The following is a 22,444-nucleotide window of genomic DNA, read 5'->3' as shown; positions in this document are numbered from 1 at the left end:
CGGCCCGCTCCGGCCGGACGCGGTGAGCCGTCAGCCGCGGGCCCGGCGGTCCCGGTTCAGCGCGAGGACGGGGATCAGCACGCCGACCACGCACCACAGGAGGTGGCTCACGGTCACCGCTGACCACAGCGCCGTGGAGCTCGCCTGCGCCACGGAGAGGGCCACGACGGTGCCGATGAGGGCGACGACGGCGGTCAACTGGAGGACGACGTGCCGGCTGGGCAGCAGGTCGCGTTGCAGGAAGGTGTCGCCGTACCACCAGCGCACCGCGCGGGCGGCGCCCAGCAGCACCACCACGGCGCCCGCGGCGACGCCCAGGACGGCCGGAAGCGGCCACGGGGTGCCGTCGGCGGCGGCGGCCGCCGCCAGGCCGGTGGCGGCGATCGGCAGCACGGCCAGATGGGCCGCCACGGTCAGGGCCACGGTCCGGGCGCGGGCCCGGTCCCCGTTCAACTCGGCGCGGGCCAAAGCACGTACGGTCTGCAGCCGCCCCAGGCCGGTGCTGCCGGAACGACGGGCCTGCAGCAGCCACAGCGCGCCCGCCAGCGCCGCCAGCACGCCCACCCCACCGGCCAGCACCTCCGGTTCGGCGAACAGCACCAGCGCGGCCACCAGCAGCACGGGCACGAGCCGCGGCCACCGGCGCCGCCCCGCCACATCCGCGGGCGCGGCACCGAGCTCCAGGGCGCGGGCCACGACGGTGCGGCGTTCGGCCTGGGCGGCGGGGCGGACGGAGAGGTCCAGCGCCCGTGCGAGCGCGACCTGGGCCTCGGCCTCGCGGGGCGCGATCAGGACGGCCCGCCGGGCGGCGGCGAGCGCCTCGGGGCCACGGGAGAGCATCCGGCAGGAGTCGGCGACCAGCACCTGGGCGCGCCATTCGCGGGGGTCGGCGGCGACGACCCGCCTCCCGAGCCCGAGGGCGCCGTGCGCGTCGCCGAGCATCAGCAGGACGAGCCCGGCCAGCAGCGGCGGGTCGGGGTCGCCGCGCTCCGCATGCGCCAGCGCCCAGTCGACAGCCTCCCGGGCCCGGTCGGCCCGTCGCTCGTACGCGAAGACCCTGGCCCGTACGAGGTAGCCGAAGCTGCCGTTGCGGGCGACGAAGGCGTCGTCGACGAGCGAGTGCGCCATCTCGAAGCGCCCCCGCTCGCACAGCCCGAAGACCCGGTCCGCCGTGACGGCGTCGTCCTGCGCCATGTCCCCCCGAACGCGCGAGGTACGGCCGCCGTGCCGCGGCCGTACCTGCCGGGTGCCGTGGCGGCCGCTACTTGCCGCTCTTGTCCTTGTCCTTGTCCCCGCCACCGGTGGGCATGGATTCGAAGATCTCCTTGCACATCGGGCAGACCGGGTACTTCTTGGGGTCCCGGCCGGGCACCCAGACCTTGCCGCAGAGCGCGACCACCGGCGATCCGGAGAGCGCGCTCTCCATGATCTTGTCCTTCTGAACGTAGTGCGCGAAGCGCTCGTGGTCGCCATCGCCGTTCGACACCTGCGGGGTCGGTTCGACGAGGGTGCCGGTGCCCGCCCCGCGCTCGGGCTCGAGAGTGCTCATGGCACGCAAGCCTAATTCAGAGACGGATCGTCCGGATACGTCGCGACCATCGCGAGTTCGCTGCGCTGCCTGCGCAGCACGGAGCGCCACAGCTGCTCGGGGTCCGGGGAGAAGACGTCCCCCGGTTCGGACTCCACCACGTACCAGGCGCCCTCGACGAGCTCGTCCTCCAGCTGTCCGGGCCCCCATCCGGCGTACCCGGCGAAGATGCGCAGGGAGCCCAGCTCGGCCGCGAGGAGCTCCGGCGGCGCCTCCAGGTCGACCAGGCCGATCGCGCCGTACACCCGGCGCCAGCCGAGCGGCTCCCCGTCCTCGCCGTCCCGCGGCTCCCCGGGCACCACGGCCAGGCCCAGCGCGGAGTCCAGCGAGACCGGCCCTCCCTGGAAGACGACCGGGGGCGCGCCCGCCAGACCGGCCCAGGTCTCCAGGACGTCGCCGACCCCGACGGGCGTGGGGCGGTTGAGGACGACGCCGAGGGACCCCTCCTCGTCGTGGTCGAGGAGGAGCACCACCGCCCGGTCGAAGTTCGGGTCCGCGAGCGCGGGCGTCGCGACGAGCAGTCTGCCGGTGAGCGATGACACTTCGGTCATGGTCAACATGATCCCGCATTCCGCCGCCGCGCGGGGTGGCAACGGCCCCCTTTCCGGACCGGGCCCGGCGCACCGGGCGCGCCGCCGGCGACCCTCCGGAGGCGCGCGACCGCACAGGGTGCTGTAGCGAAGCCATTACATGAGTGGGACCTCACAGGCCTCTCCCCGGCGCCGGAAGGCCGATTACCATTTCCCCTTGGTGCCTGCGGGGACCTAGCTTCCTTTCTGCCCGTCTCCAGGAACGCGAGAGCAATGACCGGCCTTAACGACGTACTGCTCGTCCACGGCGGCACCCCCCTCGAGGGGGAGATCCATGTCCGCGGCGCGAAGAACCTCGTGCCCAAGGCGATGGTGGCCGCGCTGCTGGGCAGCGAACCCAGCCGGCTGCGCAACGTGCCCGACATCCGCGACGTGCGCGTGGTGCGGGGTCTGCTCCAGCTGCACGGGGTGACGGTGCAGGCCGGTGAGGAGCCCGGGGAACTGGTGCTCGACCCGTCCAAGGTGGAGAGCGCGAACGTCGCCGACATCGACGCGCACGCGGGCTCCTCGCGGATCCCGATCCTGTTCTGCGGCCCCCTGCTGCACCGCCTCGGCCACGCCTTCATCCCGGGCCTGGGCGGCTGCGACATCGGCGGCCGGCCGATCGACTTCCACTTCGACGTGCTGCGCAAGTTCGGCGCGGTCATCGAGAAGCGCCCCGAGGGCCAGTACCTGGAGGCCCCGCAGCGGCTGCGCGGCTGCAAGATCGAGCTCCCGTACCCGTCGGTCGGCGCGACCGAGCAGGTGCTGCTGACGGCCGTCCTGGCCGAGGGCGTCACCGAGCTGAGCAACGCCGCGATCGAGCCGGAGATCGAGGACCTCATCTGCGTCCTGCAGAAGATGGGCGCCATCATCACGATGGGCACCAACCGCACCATCCACATCACCGGCGTGGACAAGCTCGGCGGCTACAACCACCGCGCCCTCCCGGACCGCCTGGAGGCCGCCTCCTGGGCCTGCGCGGCCCTGGCCACCGAGGGCAACGTCTACGTCCGCGGCGCCAGCCAGCGCGAGATGATGACCTTCCTCAACGTCTTCCGCAAGGTGGGCGGGGCCTTCGAGGTCGACGACCACGGCATCCGCTTCTGGCACCCCGGCGGCCCGCTGAACGCCATCGCCCTGGAGACCGACGTCCACCCCGGATTCCAGACCGACTGGCAGCAGCCCCTGGTCGTGGCCCTCACGCAGGCCTCGGGCCTGTCCATCGTCCACGAGACGGTGTACGAGTCCCGGCTGGGCTTCACCTCGGCGCTCAACCAGATGGGCGCCCACATCCAGCTCTACCGCGAGTGCCTGGGCGGCACCCCCTGCCGCTTCGGCCAGCGCAACTTCCTGCACTCCGCGGTCGTCAGCGGCCCCACCCGGCTGCAGGGCGCCGACCTGGTCATCCCCGACCTGCGAGGCGGCTTCTCGTACCTCATCGCGGCCCTGGCGGCGCAGGGCACCTCCCGGGTGCACGGCATCGACCTGATCAACCGCGGCTACGAGAACTTCATGGGCAAGCTGGAGAAGCTCGGCGCGAAGGTCGAGCTGCCCGCCGCGGACTGACCCGGCGCCCGGCCCACCGTCCGGAACACACGAAGGGCGGCCTCCCCGCGGGGAGGCCGCCCTTTCGGTTGTCGCGGTAGGCGCGGAACTACTTGCCCTTGGCGGCTTCCTTGAGCTTCGAGCCCGCGGAGACCTTCACGCTGTAGCCGGCCGGGATCTGGATCGGGTCACCGGTCTGCGGGTTGCGCGCGGTGCGCGCGGCGCGGTGGCTGCGCTCGAAGGTGAGGAAGCCGGGGATGGTGACCTTCTCGTCGCCCTTGGCGACGATCTCGCCGACGACCTCGGCGAACGCGGCCAGAACGGCGTCGGCGTCCTTGCGGGTCACCTCGGCGCGCTCGGACAGCGCGGCCACCAGCTCACTGCGGTTCATCTAAGTACTCCTTGCATGGAAACCCCCAACGTCGACCGTCGGGGAAGACGCATTGTGAAGACGCTCATCGCGCTTCTGCGGTGCGGCCCTCACCGCCCAGGTACGCATCCTGCCCCTATTTCTGGGGGAAACGCCAATCCGGCACCCGGGAGAGTCACACAAAAAGCGGGACGTGTGCGGCTCGATGACGCTCCGTCGTTACGGCGTCGCGGTGAGGCCCTGCGACTTGGCGGCCTCACGGACGGCGCCGGCGACGGCGCCCGCGACCTTGTCGTTGAAGACGCTCGGGATGATGTAGTTCGGGTTGAGCTCGTCCTCGGTGACGACGTCCGCGAGGGCGGTCGCCGCCGCGAGCATCATCTCGGTGTTCACCGTGCGGCTCTGGGCGTCCAGCAGGCCGCGGAAGACGCCCGGGAAGACCAGCACGTTGTTGATCTGGTTCGGGAAGTCGCTGCGGCCCGTGGCGACCACCGAGGCGGTCTCCCGGGCGACCGCCGGGTCCACCTCGGGGTCGGGGTTGGCCAGGGCGAAGACGATGGCGCCGTCGGCCATGGCCGCGACGTCCTCGCCGTCCAGGACGTTGGGGGCGGAGACGCCGATGAAGACGTCCGCGCCGCGCACGGCCTCCTTCAAGGTCCCGGTGATCTCCTCCGGGTTGGTGTTGTCGGCGATCCAGCGCAGCGCCGTCCCGGGGCCGGCGGCGACCAGGTCCTCCCGGCCGCTGTGCACGACGCCGTGGATGTCCGCCACGACGGCGTGCTTGACGCCCGCCGCGAGCAGCAGCTTGAGGATGGCCGTGCCGGCGGCGCCCGCACCCGACATGACGACCCGTACGTCGCCGACCTGCTTGCCGACCACGCGCAGCGCGTTGGTCAGCGCCGCAAGCACCACGATGGCGGTGCCGTGCTGGTCGTCGTGGAAGACCGGGATGTCCAGGGCCTCGCGCAGCCGGGCCTCGATCTCGAAGCAGCGGGGCGCCGAGATGTCCTCCAGGTTGATGCCGGCGAAGCCGGGGGCGATCGCCTTGACGATCTCCACGATCGCGTCGGTGTCCTGGGTGTCCAGGCAGATCGGCCAGGCGTCGATGCCCGCGAAGCGCTTGAACAGGGCCGCCTTGCCCTCCATGACCGGCAGCGCGGCCTTGGGCCCGATGTTGCCCAGGCCCAGCACGGCCGAGCCGTCGGTGACCACCGCGACGCTGTTGCGCTTGATGGTCAGCCGGCGGGCGTCCTCGGGGTTCTTGGCGATCGCCATGCAGACCCGGGCCACACCGGGGGTGTAGACCATGGAGAGGTCGTCACGGTTGCGGATGGGGTGCTTCGACGCCATCTCGATCTTGCCGCCGAGGTGCATCAGGAACGTGCGGTCGGAGACCTTGCCGATCGCGACGCCCTCGATCTGCGCCAGCTTGGCGACGATCTCGTCCGCGTGGGCCGTCGAGGTGGCCGCGATGGTCACGTCGATCCGCAGCTTCTCGTGGCCGGAAGCGGTCACGTCGAGGCCGTGGACGGCACCACCGGAGGCTTCCACGGCCGTGGTGAGCTGGCTGACCGCGGATCCGCTCGCGGGTACCTCCAGCCGCACCGTGATTGAGTACGAGACGCTCGGCGCCGTTGCCATGGCCGCTGTTCCTCCGCTGTCGCTGGTTGTGCGCCCTCGATGCTGCCACCTACTGGTGGGTACGCGTAAACCCGGGGGCCCTACAACAGAATGTCGAGTAGCGAGGGGGGTCAACGGAAGCTTGTGTGCTTAATGTTCCCCCACCCGCCACCGGAACGGCGCACACGGACGGAATGACAATCTCGGATCGTTTGTTAGCCTGGGTGAGGCACCGGCTCGATCCAAGCCCCCGGGCCCAACCATAGGCGCTTCGAGCGCCCACTTGCCGCGAGGCGAGCATGGCGGGTCGGTGTCACAGACGTCCGGCGGGGCGCCCCTCCCAGAGGGGCGCCCCGCCGTCGTCATGCGGACGGTTCAGTCCCGCAGCAGGTCCGGGACGCCGACGTCGTCCGGCAGGTCGCGGGCGCCGGAGAGCACCGTCAGCCGCTGCGTGGCCCGGGTCAGCGCCACGTACAGCACCCGCAGCCCGGCCGGGGACTCGTCCGCGATCTCCGCGGGCGAGACGACCAGCGTCGCGTCGTACTCCAACCCCTTGGCCTCCAGGCTGCCCAGCGCCACGACGCGCTCGCCCAGCCCCGCCAGCCAGCCCCGGGCCTCCTCACGGCGGCCCATGGCCACGACCACGCCCACCGTGCCCTCGACCTCGCCCAGCAGCCGCTCCGCCTCCGCGCGCACCGCCTCGCCGGGGCCGCCGTCGGCGGTCACCGCGAACCGGGGCACCAGCCCCGTCGAACGCACCGCGCGCGGCGACTCGTTGCCCGGCATGGCCAGCGCCAGCACCTTCGCCGCCAGGTCCGCGATCTCGGCCGGGTTGCGGTAGTTCACGGTGAGGGTGAAACGGCGGCGCGGACGCGTCCCCAGGGCCTCGTCACGGGCCAGGGCCGCCTCGTCCGGGTCGGTCCACGAACTCTGCGCGGGGTCGCCGACCACCGTCCAGGTCGCGGCACGGCCCCGGCGGCCCACCATCCGCCACTGCATCGGGGTGAGGTCCTGCGCCTCGTCGACGATCACGTGCGCGTACTCCGTGCGCTCCGCGTCCAGCCGGTCCTGCCGGCTGCGCCGCCCGGCCGCCATCCGGTCGGCGAAGGTGGTGACCTCCTCCAGACCGGTCAGCTGGTCCAGCGGGTCCGCCTCCCGGGTGCGCACCTTCGGCGGCGGGCCCAGCAAGGCCTCCAGCTCGTCCAGCATCGCGACGTCGTGCACGGACAGGGCCCCGTTGCCCGCGGGGTCCAGCCGGCGCAGCGAGCGCGCCACCCGGCGCACCTCGGGCGGCGTCAGGACCCGCCGGGCCCAGCGCCCCAGCCGCTTCTCGTCGGAGAGCGCCGCCAGCACCCCGCGCGGGGTCAGCACCGGCCACCAGGCGGCCAGGAAGTCCACGAACTCCTGCTCGGTGGAGACGTCCTCGTCGAAACCCTGCCGCTCCTCGGCGGCCAGCTCCGGGTCCTCGAAACGGCGCCCGGCCTTGCGCCACAGCGCGTCCAGCAGCAGACGCCGGGCCCGGGGCCGCAGCAGGTTCACCGGCGCCGTGCCGCTCAGCACGGCGTGCCGGATCCCGGACAGCTCCTCGGCGTCCAGCTCCAGCCGCCGCCCGAACGCCACCACCCGCAGCCGGTCCGGGCACCGGCCCTGCCCGGACCCGTGCTCCAGCACGCCCCGGGCCGCCTTGCGCAGCACCCTCAGCATCCGCAGCGAGCCCTTGATCCGGGCGACCGCCGGATCGTCGTACGTGGTCGCCTCGGCACCGTCCACGAGCGAGCCCACGGCGCGGATCGCGACCTGACCCTCCTCGCCCAGCGAGGGCAGCACGCCCTCGGTGTACGCCACCAGCAGCGGCGTCGGGCTGACCACCAGGATCCCGCCCGCGTACCGGCGCCGGTCCTGGTACAGCAGGTACGCCGCCCGGTGCAGGGCCACGGCCGTCTTCCCCGTGCCGGGCCCGCCGGTCACCTCCGTGACGGAGGCTGCGGGGGCCCTGATCACCACGTCCTGCTCGGCCTGGATGCTGGAGACGATGTCCCGCATCGTGTGGCTGCGCGCCTGGCCCAGCGCGGCCATCAGCGCGCCGTCCCCCACCACCGGCAGCCCCGTCCTCAGCTCCGGGCGCAGCAGGTCGTCCTCGACGCCCAGCACCTTGCGGCCCTTGGAGCGGATGACGCGCCGCCGCACGACCCGGCCGGGCGCGACCGGCGTCGCCCGGTAGAACGGCGCCGCCGCGGGCGCCCGCCAGTCGATCACCAGCGGCGCGTAGTCCGCGTCCAGCACGCCCAGTCGGCCGATGTGCAGGGTCTCGGCGACCTCCGCCGTCCCGTCGGGCCGGACCGCATCATCGGCGGGCTCCACGGAGGTGTACGCACCGTCCGGGCCCTTCTTGCCGTCCTTGCCCAGCAGCAGGTCGATCCGGCCGAAGAGGAAGTCCTCGAACTCCGCGTTCAGCCGGTTCAGGTGCAGCCCCGCCCGGAACACCTGGGCGTCGCGCTCCGCCAGCGCGCCCGGCGTGCCGACCTGGCCGCGCTTGACGGCGTCGTCCATGAGGAACTCCGCCTCGTGGATCTTCTCCTCGAGCCGGTCGTACACCCGGTCCAGATGCGTCTGCTCGACTGCGATCTCCGTGTCCCGGACCGCTGCCACGCAGGACCCCCTTCTTCCACTTCCGTACGTCACGCGCCGCGTGCGCCGCCCCGGCGTACGGGGCAGCCTGTCACCGTACGCCAACCAGGCGTTTCCCGCCCACTCGGCAAGTGCCTCCCGGAGCGTCCGGGGTACCCCGTGTCGCCCCGTGCGGGTGCGTTGTGGTTGCGCTTTGGGGTTTCCCCGCCGCCCGCCCTCCCCCAGCCTTCGGCCGGGGGGACCCCCATCCGGCGCGGTCAGTGCGGGCCTGCGCTCTGTTGGGTTGGGGTCGGGGCCCGGCGCACTCCCCCAGCCTTCGGCCGGGGGGACCCCCACAGCGCTCGCGGTTTACGTCCACATCGTTCGGCGCCCGGGTCCGCCGCTCGTCTCCCCCAGCCTTCGGCCGGGGGCGGGCGGGCGGGCGGGTGGACGCCCGCCGCAGGCGCAGACAACCCGCACCCAAACAACCGGCCGCACCCACGACCCCGGGTCACGCGGAGGCGTACTTGGCGTCCGCCGCCGGATCCAGCGCAAGCCGGTACCCCCGCTTGACCACCGTCTGGATGAGCTTCGGCACCCCCAGCGCCGCCCGCAACCGCGCCATCGCCGTCTCGACGGCGTGCTCGTCGCGCCCCGCCCCCGGCAGCACCCGGAGCAGGTCGGCCCGGGAGACGACCCACCCGGGGCGCCGGGCGAGGGCGCGGAGCAGGGCCATCCCGGCCGGGGGGACGGGGCGCAGCTCGCCGTCGACGACGACCGCGTGGCCGCGGATCTCCAGGCGCCGTCCGGCGACGGGGAGGGGACGCACCCGCCCCGGGAGCTCTGCGGCGAGCAGTTGGACGAGCGGCCCGAGACGGAAGCGTTCGGGCTGGGCGGTGGGCACCTCGTGGGCCTGCAGGGGCAGCGCCGTGACGGGGCCCACGCAGGCCGGGAGGATGTCGTGGCGCAGGGCGTCGAGGAGTTCGCCGCGCAGGCCCCGGCGGTCGGCCCGGTCCAGCAGGGAGGCCGCCGCGGGGGCGCTGGTGAAGGCGACCGCGTCCAGTCCGCGGGCGACGGCCGCGTCGATGAGCCGGTCGACCGGGCCCAGGTCCTCCGGCGGCATCCAGCGGTAGACGGGGACGCCCACGACCTCCGCGCCGGCCGCGCGCAGTGCCTCGCTGAAGCCGGGCACCGGTTCCCCGTGCAGCTGGACGGCGACGCGCCGGCCGTCGACGCCCTCGTCCAGCAGGCGGTCGAGGACCTCCGCCATCGACTCGGACGCCGGCGACCAGGACTCCCTGAGCCCGGCCGCGCGGATCGCGCCGCGCACCTTGGGGCCGCGGGCGAGCAGTTCGACGTGGCGCAGCCGTTCCAGCAGGGGCTCGCCGAGCCCCCAGCCGTCGGCGGCCTCGATCCAGCCGCGGAAGCCGATCGCGGTGGTGGCCACCACCACGTCGGGGCCGCGGTCGAGCAACCCCTTGGTCGCGGCGAGCAGTTCGGTGTCGTCCGGCAGCGGGACGATCCGCAGCGCGGGGGCCCGCATCACGACGGCGCCGCGCCGTTCGAGCAGGGCGCACAGTTCGTCGGCGCGGCGGGCCGCGGTGACGCCGACCGTGAAGCCCGCCAAGGGGAGGACGTCTGGGTGTCGCACTTGCATGGCTCTGCCTCGCTCCGCCGGAGGTACACGTGCAACGGAGGCCGGGACCGTCCCGGGTCCCGGAGTCGTGCGCCCCGTTGCGCGCATGGTTCCAAGCCCCGGTGACGGTCCGGGTTCACCGGCATTTCCCCGTTGTTACGCAGTTCGCCGGGGCTACACCTGCGCGTAGGACAGCCGCGCCTCCGGCTCGGCCCCGGCACCGGGCCCGGCCGCCGGGGCGGGGGCCGGTGCGGGCCTGCGCAGGTATACGGCCCAGGTGACCGCGAAGCAGACCGCGTAGACGGCCAGGAAGGTGACGAAGGCCGGGGTGCCGGTGCCCCGGGTGAGGAAGGACTGCCGGAAGGCGAGGTTGATGCCGAGGCCGCCGAGCGCGCCGACGGCACCGATCAGGCCCATCGCGGCGCCGGACAGCCGGCGTCCGTAGGAGGCCGCGGCTTCGCCGGTCAGGCCCTTGGCGGCGGCCTTGGCGGCGTAGATGCCCGGGATCATCTTGTACGTCGAGCCGTTGCCGAGGCCGGTCAGGATGAACAGGGCGACGAAGGCGCCGGAGAACAGCGCCAGGGACTTCTGCGCCGAGGCGAGGACGATCACGGCGGTGGCGGCGGCCATCGCCAGGAAGTTCCACAGGGTGATCCGCGCGCCGCCGAAGCGGTCCGCGAGCCGTCCGCCGACCGGGCGGACCAGCGAGCCGAGCAGCGGGCCGACGAAGGTGACGGACGCGGCCTGCAGCGGGGTGCGGGCGAACTGGTTCTGCAGGACGAGCCCGAAGGCGAAGCTGTAGCCGATGAACGACCCGAAGGTGCCGATGTAGAGGAAGGACATGATCCAGGTGTGGCCGTCCTTCACCGCCAGGGCGGCCGCGCCGGTGTCGTTCCGCACGGGCGCGAGGTTGTCCATGTACAGGGCCGCGAGCGTGGCGGCGACCACGATGAGCGGGATGTAGACGGCCAGCAGCAGCCGGGGGTGGCCGGCGCCTGCCGTGCCGATGACCAGCAGGCCGACCAGTTGGACGACCGGCACGCCGATGTTGCCGCCGCCCGCGTTGAGGCCGAGGGCCCAGCCCTTCTTCCGGAGCGGGAAGAAGGAGTTGATGTTGGTCATGGAGGAGGCGAAGTTGCCGCCCCCGACCCCGGTCAGCGCGGCGACGGCGAGGAAGGTGCCGTAGGAGGTGCCGGGCTCCATGACGACGGCGGCGGCGATCGTCGGCAGCAGCAGCATGAGCGCGCTGACGACGGTCCAGTTGCGGCCGCCGAAGCGCGCGACGGCGAAGGTGTACGGGACGCGGACCAGGGCGCCGACCGCCGTGGCCATGGCGACCAGGAAGAACTTCCCGGCGGGGTCGATGCCGTACTCCGGGCCCATGAAGAGCACCATGACCGACCAGAGCGTCCAGACGGAGAAGCCGACGTGCTCGGACAGGACGGAGAAGAGCAGGTTCCGGTGGGCGACGCGCCGGCCGCCGTTCTCCCAGGACCCCTCGTCCTCGGGGTCCCACCGTTCGATCCAGCGGCCGCCCTTGCGTGCGGTGGTGCTCGCGGCAGTCATGACGCCTCCAGGCCCTGATGTCGCTCGTCGGGTGATGCCCACGACGGTAGGAACGGCGCGTTTCCTCCCGATGGCCTGAGGTGACCGCCACGCAACCTTGCTCTCACCCGGTGCGCGGGCCCGGTGTGAGCGCCGGGGGCGCCATCACGCGGGCGTCCGGCTCCGGCAGCCAGGCGCCGTCCGGCACGGTGAGCCAGTCGTCCTCCGCGGCGAGCCGGCGCGCGGCGCAGAGCAGGGCGTCCAGTGCGGGGTGGCGCAGTCCGCGCCGCCACACCATGGAGACGGGGGCGAGCGGTACGGGGCCGGTGAGCGGGCGCAGGACGAAGCCGGGCAGGTCGATGAACTCGGTGCTGGCCAGGACGGGCCAGCGGTGCTTGCGCACCAGACGGACGAACTCCTCCGGACCGTCGATGGCGGGGAAGGGCGCGGCGACGGCGATGCCCCGGCCCCGGAACAGGCGCTGGGCCAGGTCCGTCCACTCGGCGGTGTCCGGGTTCCCGGCGGCGGCGTAGAGCGACTCCCCGGCGAGTCGGTCGAGCGGCACCTCGGCGAGCGGGGCCAGCCAGTGGCCGGCGGGGAGCAGCACCGCCATCCGCTCGTAGCGGACCGGCAGGTGCTCCAGCCGGTCCAGCACGGCGGGGGCCAGGCCCGCCGCGCGGCCGAAGGAGACGTCCAGGCGGCCGGCGAGGATCCCGGCGGCGGCGCCGGTGAGCCCGCTGTGGAAGCGCGCGGTGAGCTCGAGTTCGGGCGCGGCGGCGCGAGCGGCGGCCAGCACCCGGTGGCCGGTGCCCACCGGCGCGCCGATGTCGACGAGCAGCGGACGGCCGGTGGGCGCGAAGGCGGCGGCCAGTTCGTCGTGGGCGGCGAGCACGCGCCGGGCGTACGGCAGCAGCCGCTCCCCCTCGGCGGTCAGCCGCACCGAGCGGGTCGTCCGCACGAACAGCTCGGCCCTCAGTTCCCGCTCCAGGCGCCGGACGTCCCGGCTCAGCGCCTGCTGGGCGACGTGGAGGCGGGCGGCGGCCTGGGTGAAGTGCAGCTCCTCCGCGACGGCGGTGAAGGCCCTCAGCAGGCGCGGTTCGATGGCGTGCGGCATCCGCCCATTGAACACGTCCGCGATTGACAACGGGAACGCGTCAATGGGCGCTGATCAGGTGTTGGACCGCACCGGGGGCGCGCCGGGAGGGTGGTCGCATGACCGCGCCCGCCTTCACCGCCCCCTACCGGCGGCTCTTCGCCCTGCCCGGCACTCGGGCCTTCACCACCGGGAACCTCCTGGCCCGGCTCCCGATGGGGATGTTCGGCGTCAGCGCGGTCGTCATGATCGCGGCCGGCTACGGCTCGTACGCGCTGGCCGGGGCGGTCACCGCCACCGGACTCGCCGCGACGGCCGTGGTGGCCCCCTGGACCGCGCGCCTGACCGACCGGCACGGCCAGGCCCGGGTGGCCGTGCCGGCCGCGGGGCTCGCCGCGCTGGGCTCGCTCGCGCTGGTGGTGTGCGTACGGCTGCACGCCCCGGCCTGGACCCTGTTCGCCGCGTACGCCGCCACCGCGACGACGCCGAACACCGGAGGCATGGCGCGGGCGCGCTGGGCGCACCTGTACCGGGACGACGAGCGGGGCCGGCACGTCGCCAACTCCTTCGAGCAAGCCGCGGACGAGGTCTGCTTCATGCTCGGCCCGGTCCTCGCGGCCTTCCTGTGCACCTCGCTGTTCCCCGAGGCCGGCACGCTGACGGGGGCGCTGCTGCTCTTCGGCGGCATCCTGATCTTCGCCGCGCAGCGCGGCACCGAACCGCCGCCGGTGCCGCGGGCCGCCGCCGGACCGGGGGCGGGGGCCGGGCGGGCCGCGGTACCGGCCGTACTGCTGACGTTCCTGGCGACGGGGGCCGTCTTCGGCGCCCTGGAGGTCACCACGATCGCCTTCGCCGACGCCCAGGGGCACCGTGGCGCCGCCGGGGCGGTGCTCGCCCTCCAGGCGGCGGGTTCGTGCGCGGCGGGCCTGCTGTACGGGCTGCGCCGGCCCCGTGGCGGCGCGGAGGGCCGCTTCGCCGCGAGCGTCGCCCTGATGGCCGCTCTCATGCTCGGCCCGCTGCCCGCGGCGGCCCTCGGCGGCCTGTGGCTGCTGGCCCCCGCGCTGCTGCTGGCGGGCATGGCCACCGCGCCCACGATGATCAACGGCATGGCCCTGATCCAGCGCCGGGTGCCGCCGGGCCGCCTCAACGAGGGCATGACGCTGGCCGTCACGGCCCTCCTGGGCGGCATCGCCGCGGGCTCCTTCGCCGCGGGGTCGGTCGCAGAGCACCGGGGTGCGGTCCCCGCGTACGCGATACCGGCGGTCGCCGCGGCCACCGCGGCGCTGGTCGCGGCGGCCTCCCTGCGGACGGCCCGGCGCCGGGCCTGACGTACCGGCCGTCAGCCGCCGGCCGCCGCCGTACGTACCGCCCCGCGCCTGCGCGGCCAGGGCCACAGCCGGGCGCGGCGCCGTGCGGCGAGGCGACGGGCCCCCGAAACGACGGAAGGCGATGCCTGCCGCGCAGTGCGCGGCAGGCATCGCCTTCCGTTGGGTCAGTGGAGATGGCGGGAATCGAACCCGCGTCCTGTGGTGCAGAATCAGGGCTTCTCCGAGCGCAGTCCGCTGTGCTTTTCTCGGCCCCGGCAGTCACGCGGACAAGCCGCCGACGGGCCCAGCCACTGTTTGGTTTCCCACCGAGCCCCGTGGCCGGACTCAGTGGTTTAGTCCCCTAGCTGATGCCAGGATCCGGGTCGGGAACAGCCCCGGGCTGACACTCCGCGGAGTCTTCGCTAGCTGCTAATTAGGCAGCGAGAGCGAAGGCGGAGGAATCGCGCTTAGAAGTGGCGATTATTGTTTTCGGCATATGGTTTACGAGATCATTGCCGCTTTCTCGGCTCGCTTCCCCTGCTTCGACATCCCCAGTCGAAACCGATCATCCCCATGTTGATTTTTCAAACTGCTCACCGGGCCGTCAGGGCCCGGTGGTGCTGACGCCATCGTACGTGACCGACGTACATGGAGGCCAGCGCATTTCCCGGGGGTCAGTCGCCCCGCTGCCGGCGGCGCGCCGCCGAGATGGCCCGGTCGGCCTCGCGGCGGTCCTGCTTCTCGCGCAGGGTCTGCCGCTTGTCGTAGTCCTTCTTGCCCTTGGCCAGCGCGATCTCGACCTTCGCCCGGCCGTCCTTGAAGTACAAGGAGAGCGGCACGATCGTGTGACCGGTCTCCTGGGACTTCTGGAAGAGCTTCTCGATCTCCTCCCGGTGCAGCAGCAGCTTGCGCTTGCGCCGCGCCGAGTGGTTCGTCCACGTCCCCTGGGTGTACTCGGGGATGTGCACGTTGTGCAGCCACGCCTCGCCCCCGTCGAGCTGGCCGAAGCCGTCGACCAGGGAAGCGCGTCCCTGGCGCAGCGACTTCACCTCGGTGCCGGTGAGCACCAAGCCCGCCTCGTAGGTGTCGAGGATGTGGTAGTCGTGCCGCGCCTTCTTGTTCTGCGCGATCAGCTTGCGACCCGTTTCCTTTGCCATAGCGCGGCCATTCTCGCACCTCGGCGGGGCCGGGGGGTACCGGTTTGCGCGCCGGTCAGCGGACCGGCGTGCCCAGACCGTCCAGCACCTGGAGGGCCTCGGACTCGGCGTCCGCGCCACCGGTGACCTTCAGGTCGGGCTCCACCCCGCGGCCGTCCACCCGGCGGCCCGCGGGCAGCCGGTAGTGGCCGACGGTGAGCTCGGCGACCGAGCCGTCCGACAGCCGGCTGGGCATCTGCACCGAGCCCTTTCCGAAGGTGCGGGAGCCCACGACGACGGCACGGCCGCGGTCCTGCAGGGCGCCGGCGAGCAGTTCGGCCGCACTCATCGTGCCGCCGTCCACGAGCACGACGAGCGGGGTGTCGGTGTCGCCGGCGTCGGCCGCGTAGAGCGCCTGCTGCCTGCCGTGGACGTCGTACGTGGCGACCAGGCCGCCGTCCAGGAACGCGGAGGCCACACCGACGGCCTCGGTGACCAGGCCGCCGGAGTTGCCGCGCAGGTCCAGGACTACGCCCTTGTTTCCCGGCCGGCCGGCCAGGGCGCCGCGGACCTGCCCGGCGACACCCTTGGTGAAGGCGTCCACCTTGACGACGCTGACGCCGCCGGGGACGTGCCGGACCCGTACGGACTCCGTGGGCAGCAGGGCGCGCCGCGGGGAGACCACCCAGGAGCGCGCGCCGCGCCGCAGGCCCAGGGCCACGGCGGTGCCGGCCGCGTCGGAACCGCGCAACCGGGCGACGACCTCGGTGACGGGGCGGCCGGTGACCTCCGTGCCGTCGATGCTCATCAGCCGGTCCCCGGCGAGCACCCCGGCCCGGGCGGCGGGGCTGCCGGACTGGACGCGGTCGATGCCGATGCGGCCGTCCTCGGTGCGTCGCACCCACAGGCCGACGCCCACGTACCGGCCGTCCAGGGATTGCTGGAAACCCTCGTACTCCTGGGCCGTGTAGAAGGAGGACCAGCGGTCGCCGCTACGGCTGACCAGGGCCTGCGCGGCCTGCGGGCCGACCTTGCCCTCCGCGATCGCCTCGGCGATCTCGTCGGTGTCGGCGACGGTGCCGGCCGGGATGCGGGAGTGCGGCGGCGTCCGCCGCTCCCCGCCGAGGTCCCCGAAGGAACCCGCCGCGGCACCCGTCGCCAGGACCGCGCCGAAGACCAGCGTCAGCGCCGCGGCACGGCGCAGGCGGCGTGGTCTCCCGGGCGGACGTGGGCTCAGCACGTCGGGCAGTCTAGGCGAGAAGCGGGCGCTGTACGGAAGGTCGGCCGTACAGCGCCCTTGGCGCGGATCAGACCTTGAGGTATTTGCGCAGCGCGATCAGGGCCGCCAGCGCGGGCATCAGCATGCCCACCACCAGCACCAGCGGCAGCACCTGCGCCACCTCGCCCCAGCCGAGGAAGTTGATCAGCGGCACCTTGGTCTGCAGCGAAAGGCCGTGGTCGATCAGGAAGTAGCGGCCCACGAGGAGCATCAGACAGGCCAGGCCACCGCCGACCAGACCGGCGAACGCGGCCTCCATGATGAACGGCATCTGGATGTAGAAGCTGGACGCGCCGACCAGCCGCATGATCCCGGTCTCCCGGCGGCGGCTGAAGGCCGACACGCGCACCGTGTTCACGATCAGCATCATCGCCACCGCGAGCATGAACGCCAGCACCACCAGCGCGGCCAGCGTCATGCCGTTGAGCAGCCCGAACAGGTTGTCCAGCAGGGCCTTCTGGTCCTGCACCTCCTGGACGCCGGGACGGCCCTGGAAGGCGCTCGCCACCACCTGGAACTTCGTCGGGTCCTTGAGCTTGACCCGGAACGACTCCTGCATCTGGTCCGGAGTGAGCGAGTCGGCCAGCGGCGAGTCGGAGAACTGCTCCTTGTAGTGCTTGTAGGCGTCCTCCGCGCTCTCGTGGAAGTACTTGTCCACGAGCGGCAGCGCCTTGAGCTGCTTCTCGATGTCCTGCTTCTGCTCCTCGGTGACCGCGCCCTTGGTGCAGTTGGGGTCGGTCTTGGCGTCGTTCTTGTTGCAGAGGAAGATCGACACCTGGACCTTGTCGTACCAGTAGCCCTTCATCGAGTCGACCTGCTCGCGGGCGAGCCACGAGCCGCCGGCGAGCGCGAGCGAGAGGGCCACGGAGACGATGACCGCGAAGGTCATGGTGAGGTTGCGCCGGAGACCGACGCCGATCTCCGAGAGCACGAACTGGGCGCGCATGTTGTCCTTTCAGAAGGCTGCGGTGTGCAGGGCGGGGCCCAGGCTCAGTGCTGGTAGCCGTAGACGCCGCGGGACTGGTCGCGGACCAGTCGCCCCTTCTCGAGCTCGATGACGCGCTTGCGCATCTGGTCGACGATGTTCTGGTCGTGGGTGGCCATCACCACGGTGGTGCCGGTCCGGTTGATGCGGTCCAGCAGCCGCATGATGCCCACGGAGGTCTGCGGGTCGAGGTTTCCCGTGGGCTCGTCCGCGATCAGCAGCATCGGGCGGTTGACGAACGCCCGGGCGATCGCCACGCGCTGCTGCTCACCACCGGACAGCTCGCCCGGCATGCGGTCCTCCTTGCCGCCGAGGCCGACGAGGTCGAGCACCTCGGGGACCGTCTTGCGGATGGTGCCGCGCGGCTTGCCGATCACCTCGAGGGCGAACGCCACGTTCTCCGCGACCGTCTTGTTGGGCAGCAGGCGGAAGTCCTGGAAGACGGTGCCCAACTGGCGCCGCATCTGCGGCACCTTCCAGTTGGACAGCCGCGCGAGGTCCTTGCCGAGGACGTGCACCATGCCGGTGTCCGTCCGCTCCTCGCGCAGGATCAGCCGCAGGAAGGTCGACTTCCCGGAGCCGGAGGAGCCCACCAGGAAGACGAATTCACCCTTCTCGATTTCCAGCGACACGTCCCGAAGTGCAGGACGGTTCTGCCGGGGGTAGGTCTTGGTGACGTTGTCGAATCGGATCACGGTCGCACTCCGGATACAGGGGATCGGAGGCGACCTTACGCGAATGGCCGCGGCCCGCGCAGTCCGCGGTCCGGGATGACGGGTTTATTCAGCGACCACTGGGGGACAAAGCAGGCATTGGCCACATGCGTCACTCTTCGGAGTCGCAGGAATCACGCGGGGCGCGCCGAGCGTCCCGGGAACTGGCACAGTGGTCGGGGGCTCGGGAACGTACCGCCCCTGTCGCGCGTTGTTCATGGAGCGGCCGCCAGGCCGCCTGGGAGGAGGCCACCGCATGACAGTCGACCGACTGGTGTGCGCCAACTGCGCCGGCCCCGTCAGCGAGGGCCGCTGCGCGGTCTGCCGCGCCCACCGCGCCCGCATGCAGCAGGAGAACCCCTTCGCGGCCATCTCCCCGGCGGCACTGATCGCCCTGCTGGTCGCCCTGCTCGCGGTGGCGTGGGTGGTACACGAGGCCGCCGTGTAGCACGGCGCACACAGACAGCAAGCACGGGGGCCCGCGGCGCATCGGCGCTGCGGGCCCCCGTGGCGTTTGCGGGCCTCCCGTGGACGCGCAGGGGCCCCGGGTCCGGGCGCGGGCCTTCCCGGCGCCGCGTGGTGGCCCCAGCCGGTCAGGCGCGGCATCGAGCGGAAACCGGCACCGCCCGGACGAAGAAGGTCGCGCCGGCACCCCGGCCGGCTCGCGTCGCCGTGACCCTGGGTGACCGATCCGCTGCCGCCGACGACGGTGCGGGTGGCACCGTCGGCACCCTGGCGGGCCGTCCGCGCACGCCCCCGTGCGGGCTCGGCTGCCCCGGAACGCGACGACTGCCGCCCGTCGGGCGGCAGTCGTGAAGGTCCGGAACGCTGACGACGCGTCAGACGCCGGCGCCCTGCTCCTGTTGCTTGCGCCAGCGGATGCCCGCCTCGAGGAAGCCGTCGATGTCGCCGTCGAGGACGCCCTGGGGGTTGCCGACCTCGTACTCCGTCCGCAGGTCCTTGACCATCTGGTACGGGTGGAGGACGTAGGAACGCATCTGGTTGCCCCAGGAGTTGCCGCCGTCGCCCTTGAGGGCGTCCATCTTGGCCTGCTCCTCCTGGCGGCGCCGCTCCAGTAGCTTGGCCTGCAGCACGTTCATCGCGCTGGCCTTGTTCTGGATCTGCGAGCGCTCGTTCTGGCAGGAGACCACGATGCCGGTCGGGATGTGGGTGATCCGGACCGCGGAGTCGGTGGTGTTGACGCCCTGGCCGCCGGGGCCGGAGGCGCGGTAGACGTCGATCCGCAGCTCGGTCTCGTCGATCTCGACGTGGTCGCTCTGCTCGACGACGGGCAGCACCTCGACGCCCGCGAAGGACGTCTGGCGGCGGCCCTGGTTGTCGAAGGGCGAGATGCGCACCAGGCGGTGGGTGCCCTGCTCGACGGAGAGGGTGCCGTAGGCGTAGGGCGCCTTCACCACGAAGGTGGTGGACTTGATGCCGGCCTCTTCCGCGAACGAGGTCTCGTAGATCTCGGTCGCGTAGCCGTGCCGCTCGGACCAGCGCAGGTACATCCGCTGCAGCTGCTCGGCGAAGTCGGCGGCGTCGACACCGCCGGCCTCGGCGCGGATGTTGACCAGCGCCTCACGGGCGTCGTACTCGCCGGACAGGAGGGTGCGGACCTCCATCTCGTCCAGCGCCTTGCGCACCGACTCCAGCTCGGTCTCGGCCTCGGCACGGGTATCCGCGTCGTCCTCGGCCTCGGCGAGCTCGAAGAGCACCCCCAGGTCGTCGATGCGGCCGCGCAGCGCCTCGGCCTTGCGGACCTCGGCCTGCAGGTGCGACAGCTTGCTGGTGATCTTCTGCGCCGCGTCGGGGTCGTCCCACAGCGACGGGGCCGCCGCCTGCTCCTCGAGCACGGCGATGTCGGCCCTCAGCTTGTCGAGGTCCAGAACGGCCTCGATCGAGGCCATGGTCGACGAGAGGGACTTGAGCTCTTCGGATACATCCAGGACTGCCACGTCCCCCAGCGTACCGGCACGCCGCGCATTGCCGCGCCGGTGAGCCGGGGCGGCCCGGCCCACCGGCGCGGAGGTCCCGCGCCGCTCAGACGGGGACGGGGGCCGACGCGTGGGCGAGCGTGCCGTCGGCGCGGCGCAGGTACAGGGTCAGGGTGTCGTCCGCCGTGGTCAGACCGGGGTGGGAGGGGGTGCTGGCGGACAGCGGCACCGGCGTCCACGTGCCGCCGTCGGAGACGGCGGCGGCCAGGGCCCCGTCGTCGGCGGGGGCGAGGACGAAGAGCCGGCCGCCGGAGACGGCGGGTTCGGGGCGGCCCGTGGCGTCCAGGCCCGTGACGATCTCGGAGGGGCGCCAGGCGCCGTTCACGTACGGCAGGCGCAGCACGGCGCCGTCGGCCTTGCGGACGGCGAAGGCGTCCAGGGTGCCGGACGCGGCCGAGACCAGTCCGGGGGCGGCGGTGACCCGGCCCGCGGTGGGGACCAGCGCCCAGGCGTTCCAGCGGCCGTCGACCCAGGAGGAGGTGACGAGGTCACCGCCCGAGCAGCCGACCAGGTCGATCCGGCCGGGCGCGGAGGACGCGGCGGCGGGGGTCGTGGTGAAACGCGCGGGCTGGTCGACCTGGTACCAGTCGCCCCACGCACCGCCGCTGAGGGTGCGGCGGTAGACCTTGTGGTCGGTGCCGAGGGCGAAGACGTCCAGCTGCCCGGCGCGCGAGGAGACGACCGAGGGGTCGTCGGCGACGCTTATCCCGGTGAGCCGGTGCCAGGTGCCGGAGACCAGGTACCAGACGTTCTTGTCGCTGCCCCGGGTGAACACGTACGTCGTACCGGAGACGGAGATCGCGCGGGGGCCGCCGACGGGGTGGACGTCGCGGTCCGGGAAGTGGGGCAGCGCCGTGTAGCCGGACCAGCGCAGCGCGGCGTCCTCGGCGGTGCCCGCCGGGGTGCTGACCGCGCCCTGCGGGGAGGCGGCGGCGCCGGTGGGGGCGGTCGGGGTGGTCGAGGCCTGCCCGGACGGCTTGTCCTCCCGGCTGTTGGAGCCGCCGTCGTCGTCGGAGCCGGAGGCCGCGATCGCCCAGCCGCCGAGCCCGACGACCAGGGCGGCCGCCGCCGCGGCGCCGATCTTGACGCGGCGGCGCTGGAGCGCGTCGGGGACGGCCCGGTGACGGTGCCGGGCGCGCTGGCCGGGCATCGCGGCGGCCCCGCCGCCGGCCAGCTCCTCCGCGGTGGGCAGCTTGATGCTGGTGTGCGTGTCGCGCGTCGAGTCGGGTGCGGAGCCGCGGACCAGGGGCACGGCACCGCGCGGGCGGCCGGCCCGTGCGTCGTACGGCTCGGCGACGGAACCGGGCTCCCGGTCGTACGCATCCTCGCCGTGGTGGTCGCCGGGCGCGTCCACCTCCAGCGGGGGCAGCCCGGCGAGCGCGGGCAGCAGCTCGCGCAGCCGCGTGCCGACCTCGGCCGCGGTCAGCCGGGAGGCGGGGGCCTTGGCGAGGCACTGGGAGAGCAACTGCCACAGCTCGTCGGGCAGGTCGGGCAGCGGCGCGACGGACTCGGTGACGTGCCGGCGCAGCACCGCGCCCGGGTGACCGCCGCCGAACGGGGTGAAGCCGGCGAGCAGTTCGTACAGGACGGTGGCGAGGGCGTAGATGTCGACGGAGGCACGCGGCGGCAGACCTTCGATGATCTCCGGTGCCAGGTAGTCGGGGGTGCCGATGATGCGGGTGGCCCGGGTGCGGCGCGGGGAGTCGACCAGCCGGGCGATGCCGAAGTCGGTGAGCAGCGCCGGAGGCGCCCCGCCCGGTCCGGGCGGGGCGGCGGAGTCCAGCAGGACGTTCTCCGGCTTGACGTCGCGGTGGACGACGCCCGCGGCGTGGGCCGCGGCCAGGCCGTCCGCGACGTCCGCGGTGATGGACACGGCCGCCTCGGGGGTGAGCCTGCGTTCGCGCTCCAGCCGGGAGCGCAGGTCCGTGCCGCGGACGAGTTCCATGACGAGCGCGAGGTCGGAACCGTCGACCACCAGGTCGCGGATGCCGACGATGTGCGGGTGGTGGAGCGCCAGCAGGGCCGTGCGCTCCTGCACGAAGCGGCCGACGAGGTCCTGGTCGGAGGCGAGGTCCTCGCGCAGCAGCTTGATGGCGACCGGGCCTTCGGGGCCCTCGCCCAGCCACACCGTGCCGGCGGAACCCCGCCCCAGCACCTGGTGCGCGGTGTACCGGCTGCCGATCTTCCGTCCCAAGGCTGCTCCGACTCCTCCGACGTGCCGTCGTGTTGGCGACAAAGCTACGCGGATGCGAGCCGGTTGGGGGAACCTGTCAGGGGTGAGTGCGGCTTCTCCGGGAGAAATCACCCTCCAGAAGTCGACAAATCACCAACATCGGCGAGTCGGAGAGGTGACGCCGTACCGCTCGGCGTTGACGGAACCGGGCCCCGCGCACGGGTGGCGCCACGTCATCCGCGGCCCCGGCCCGCTCAGTTGCCCGCTCGGTTGCCGGC

The 22,444-nt window shown here is 73.1% G+C and carries 18 protein-coding genes, 1 other RNA gene and 1 pseudogene; 3 read left to right on the top strand and 17 right to left on the bottom strand.

Going from position 1 to position 22,444, the window contains the following annotated elements; translation table 11 throughout:
* Nucleotides 1-30: 30 nt before the first annotated feature.
* The 3 genes from ABZ312_RS31320 to ABZ312_RS31310 all read right to left on the bottom strand — a co-directional run bounded on the left by ABZ312_RS31320 (nt 31) and on the right by ABZ312_RS31310 (nt 2,139).
* Entirely contained in the window at nt 31-1,194 is a 1,164-nt protein-coding gene (locus ABZ312_RS31320; protein WP_500330080.1) for a hypothetical protein, read from the bottom strand.
* 67 nt (nt 1,195-1,261) lie between these two features.
* Nucleotides 1,262-1,549: a DUF3039 domain-containing protein gene (locus ABZ312_RS31315; protein ID WP_499512114.1), complete on the bottom strand. Its 288-nt coding sequence runs from the start codon at nt 1,547-1,549 to the stop codon at nt 1,262-1,264.
* 11 nt (nt 1,550-1,560) lie between these two features.
* A complete protein-coding gene (locus tag ABZ312_RS31310) occupies nt 1,561-2,139 on the bottom strand; it encodes a YqgE/AlgH family protein (RefSeq protein WP_499512115.1) in 579 nt (192 codons plus the stop codon).
* Between the two features lie 252 nt (nt 2,140-2,391).
* Between ABZ312_RS31310 and murA the strand changes: the two genes are divergently transcribed.
* Nucleotides 2,392-3,726, top strand: coding sequence for a UDP-N-acetylglucosamine 1-carboxyvinyltransferase (gene murA / locus ABZ312_RS31305; protein WP_499512116.1), 1,335 nt, complete (start codon nt 2,392-2,394; stop codon nt 3,724-3,726).
* A gap of 88 nt (nt 3,727-3,814) precedes the next feature.
* Here the strand turns inward: murA and ABZ312_RS31300 are convergent, their stop codons facing one another.
* The 6 genes from ABZ312_RS31300 to ABZ312_RS31275 form a co-directional block, all read right to left on the bottom strand.
* Nucleotides 3,815-4,096 (bottom strand): HU family DNA-binding protein, encoded by a 282-nt coding sequence (locus ABZ312_RS31300; protein WP_018564081.1) that lies wholly within the window; start codon nt 4,094-4,096, stop codon nt 3,815-3,817.
* A 198-nt stretch (nt 4,097-4,294) separates the two neighbouring features.
* Nucleotides 4,295-5,716 (bottom strand): NAD-dependent malic enzyme, encoded by a 1,422-nt coding sequence (locus ABZ312_RS31295; protein WP_500330082.1) that lies wholly within the window; start codon nt 5,714-5,716, stop codon nt 4,295-4,297.
* Between the two features lie 354 nt (nt 5,717-6,070).
* Entirely contained in the window at nt 6,071-8,344 is a 2,274-nt protein-coding gene (locus ABZ312_RS31290) for a UvrD-helicase domain-containing protein (protein WP_500439233.1), read from the bottom strand.
* Nucleotides 8,345-8,813: 469 nt separating this feature from the next.
* Nucleotides 8,814-9,959, bottom strand: a complete 1,146-nt coding sequence (locus ABZ312_RS31285; protein WP_500330085.1) for a uroporphyrinogen-III synthase — start codon at nt 9,957-9,959, stop codon at nt 8,814-8,816.
* A gap of 153 nt (nt 9,960-10,112) precedes the next feature.
* Nucleotides 10,113-11,504 carry a nitrate/nitrite transporter gene (locus ABZ312_RS31280; protein WP_500330086.1) on the bottom strand — a complete coding sequence of 464 codons (1,392 nt, stop codon included), beginning with the start codon at nt 11,502-11,504 and terminating at the stop codon, nt 10,113-10,115.
* Nucleotides 11,505-11,607: 103 nt separating this feature from the next.
* Nucleotides 11,608-12,597 (bottom strand): LysR family transcriptional regulator, encoded by a 990-nt coding sequence (locus ABZ312_RS31275; protein ID WP_500439232.1) that lies wholly within the window; start codon nt 12,595-12,597, stop codon nt 11,608-11,610.
* Between the two features lie 98 nt (nt 12,598-12,695).
* On the opposite strand from ABZ312_RS31275, the gene ABZ312_RS31270 reads away from it, so the two are divergent.
* Nucleotides 12,696-13,904, top strand: coding sequence for an MFS transporter (locus tag ABZ312_RS31270; protein ID WP_500359956.1), 1,209 nt, complete (start codon nt 12,696-12,698; stop codon nt 13,902-13,904).
* Between the two features lie 165 nt (nt 13,905-14,069).
* Here the strand turns inward: ABZ312_RS31270 and ssrA are convergent.
* From ssrA to ftsE, 5 genes are all read right to left on the bottom strand, one after another.
* Nucleotides 14,070-14,456, bottom strand: a transfer-messenger RNA (tmRNA) gene (gene ssrA, locus ABZ312_RS31265).
* 101 nt (nt 14,457-14,557) lie between these two features.
* Nucleotides 14,558-15,040 carry an SsrA-binding protein SmpB gene (smpB, locus tag ABZ312_RS31260; RefSeq protein WP_499512123.1) on the bottom strand — a complete coding sequence of 161 codons (483 nt, stop codon included), beginning with the start codon at nt 15,038-15,040 and terminating at the stop codon, nt 14,558-14,560.
* A 55-nt stretch (nt 15,041-15,095) separates the two neighbouring features.
* Nucleotides 15,096-16,259, bottom strand: a complete 1,164-nt coding sequence (locus ABZ312_RS31255) for a S41 family peptidase (protein WP_500439231.1) — start codon at nt 16,257-16,259, stop codon at nt 15,096-15,098.
* Between the two features lie 67 nt (nt 16,260-16,326).
* Nucleotides 16,327-17,244 carry a permease-like cell division protein FtsX gene (ftsX, locus tag ABZ312_RS31250; RefSeq protein WP_499512125.1) on the bottom strand — a complete coding sequence of 306 codons (918 nt, stop codon included), beginning with the start codon at nt 17,242-17,244 and terminating at the stop codon, nt 16,327-16,329.
* Between the two features lie 44 nt (nt 17,245-17,288).
* Complete coding sequence (gene ftsE, locus ABZ312_RS31245; RefSeq protein WP_018564091.1) at nt 17,289-17,978, bottom strand: cell division ATP-binding protein FtsE; 690 nt, start codon at nt 17,976-17,978, stop codon at nt 17,289-17,291.
* Nucleotides 17,979-18,252: 274 nt separating this feature from the next.
* On the opposite strand from ftsE, the gene ABZ312_RS31240 reads away from it, so the two are divergent.
* The gene (locus ABZ312_RS31240; protein ID WP_326575680.1) at nt 18,253-18,444 is read left to right on the top strand and encodes a hypothetical protein; all 192 of its coding nucleotides are present in this window, start codon (nt 18,253-18,255) and stop codon (nt 18,442-18,444) included.
* A 391-nt stretch (nt 18,445-18,835) separates the two neighbouring features.
* On the opposite strand, the gene prfB is transcribed toward ABZ312_RS31240, so the two are convergent.
* The 3 genes and pseudogenes from prfB to ABZ312_RS31225 form a co-directional block, all read right to left on the bottom strand.
* Complete coding sequence (gene prfB, locus ABZ312_RS31235) at nt 18,836-19,954, bottom strand: peptide chain release factor 2 (protein ID WP_500330092.1); 1,119 nt, start codon at nt 19,952-19,954, stop codon at nt 18,836-18,838.
* A gap of 85 nt (nt 19,955-20,039) precedes the next feature.
* Complete coding sequence (locus tag ABZ312_RS31230; RefSeq protein WP_500439235.1) at nt 20,040-20,792, bottom strand: DUF8189 domain-containing protein; 753 nt, start codon at nt 20,790-20,792, stop codon at nt 20,040-20,042.
* A gap of 159 nt (nt 20,793-20,951) precedes the next feature.
* Nucleotides 20,952-22,187, bottom strand: a pseudogene (locus ABZ312_RS31225) (serine/threonine-protein kinase); the annotation flags it as partial.
* Between the last annotated feature and the right edge of the window lie 257 nt (nt 22,188-22,444).

It is taken from the genome of Streptomyces sp. NPDC006207 (assembly GCF_040613835.1).
Classification (GTDB): Bacteria; Actinomycetota; Actinomycetes; order Streptomycetales; family Streptomycetaceae; genus Actinacidiphila.
The sequence above is the reverse complement of the archived record's forward strand: the minus strand, read 5'-3'. Positions and strand labels throughout refer to the sequence as shown.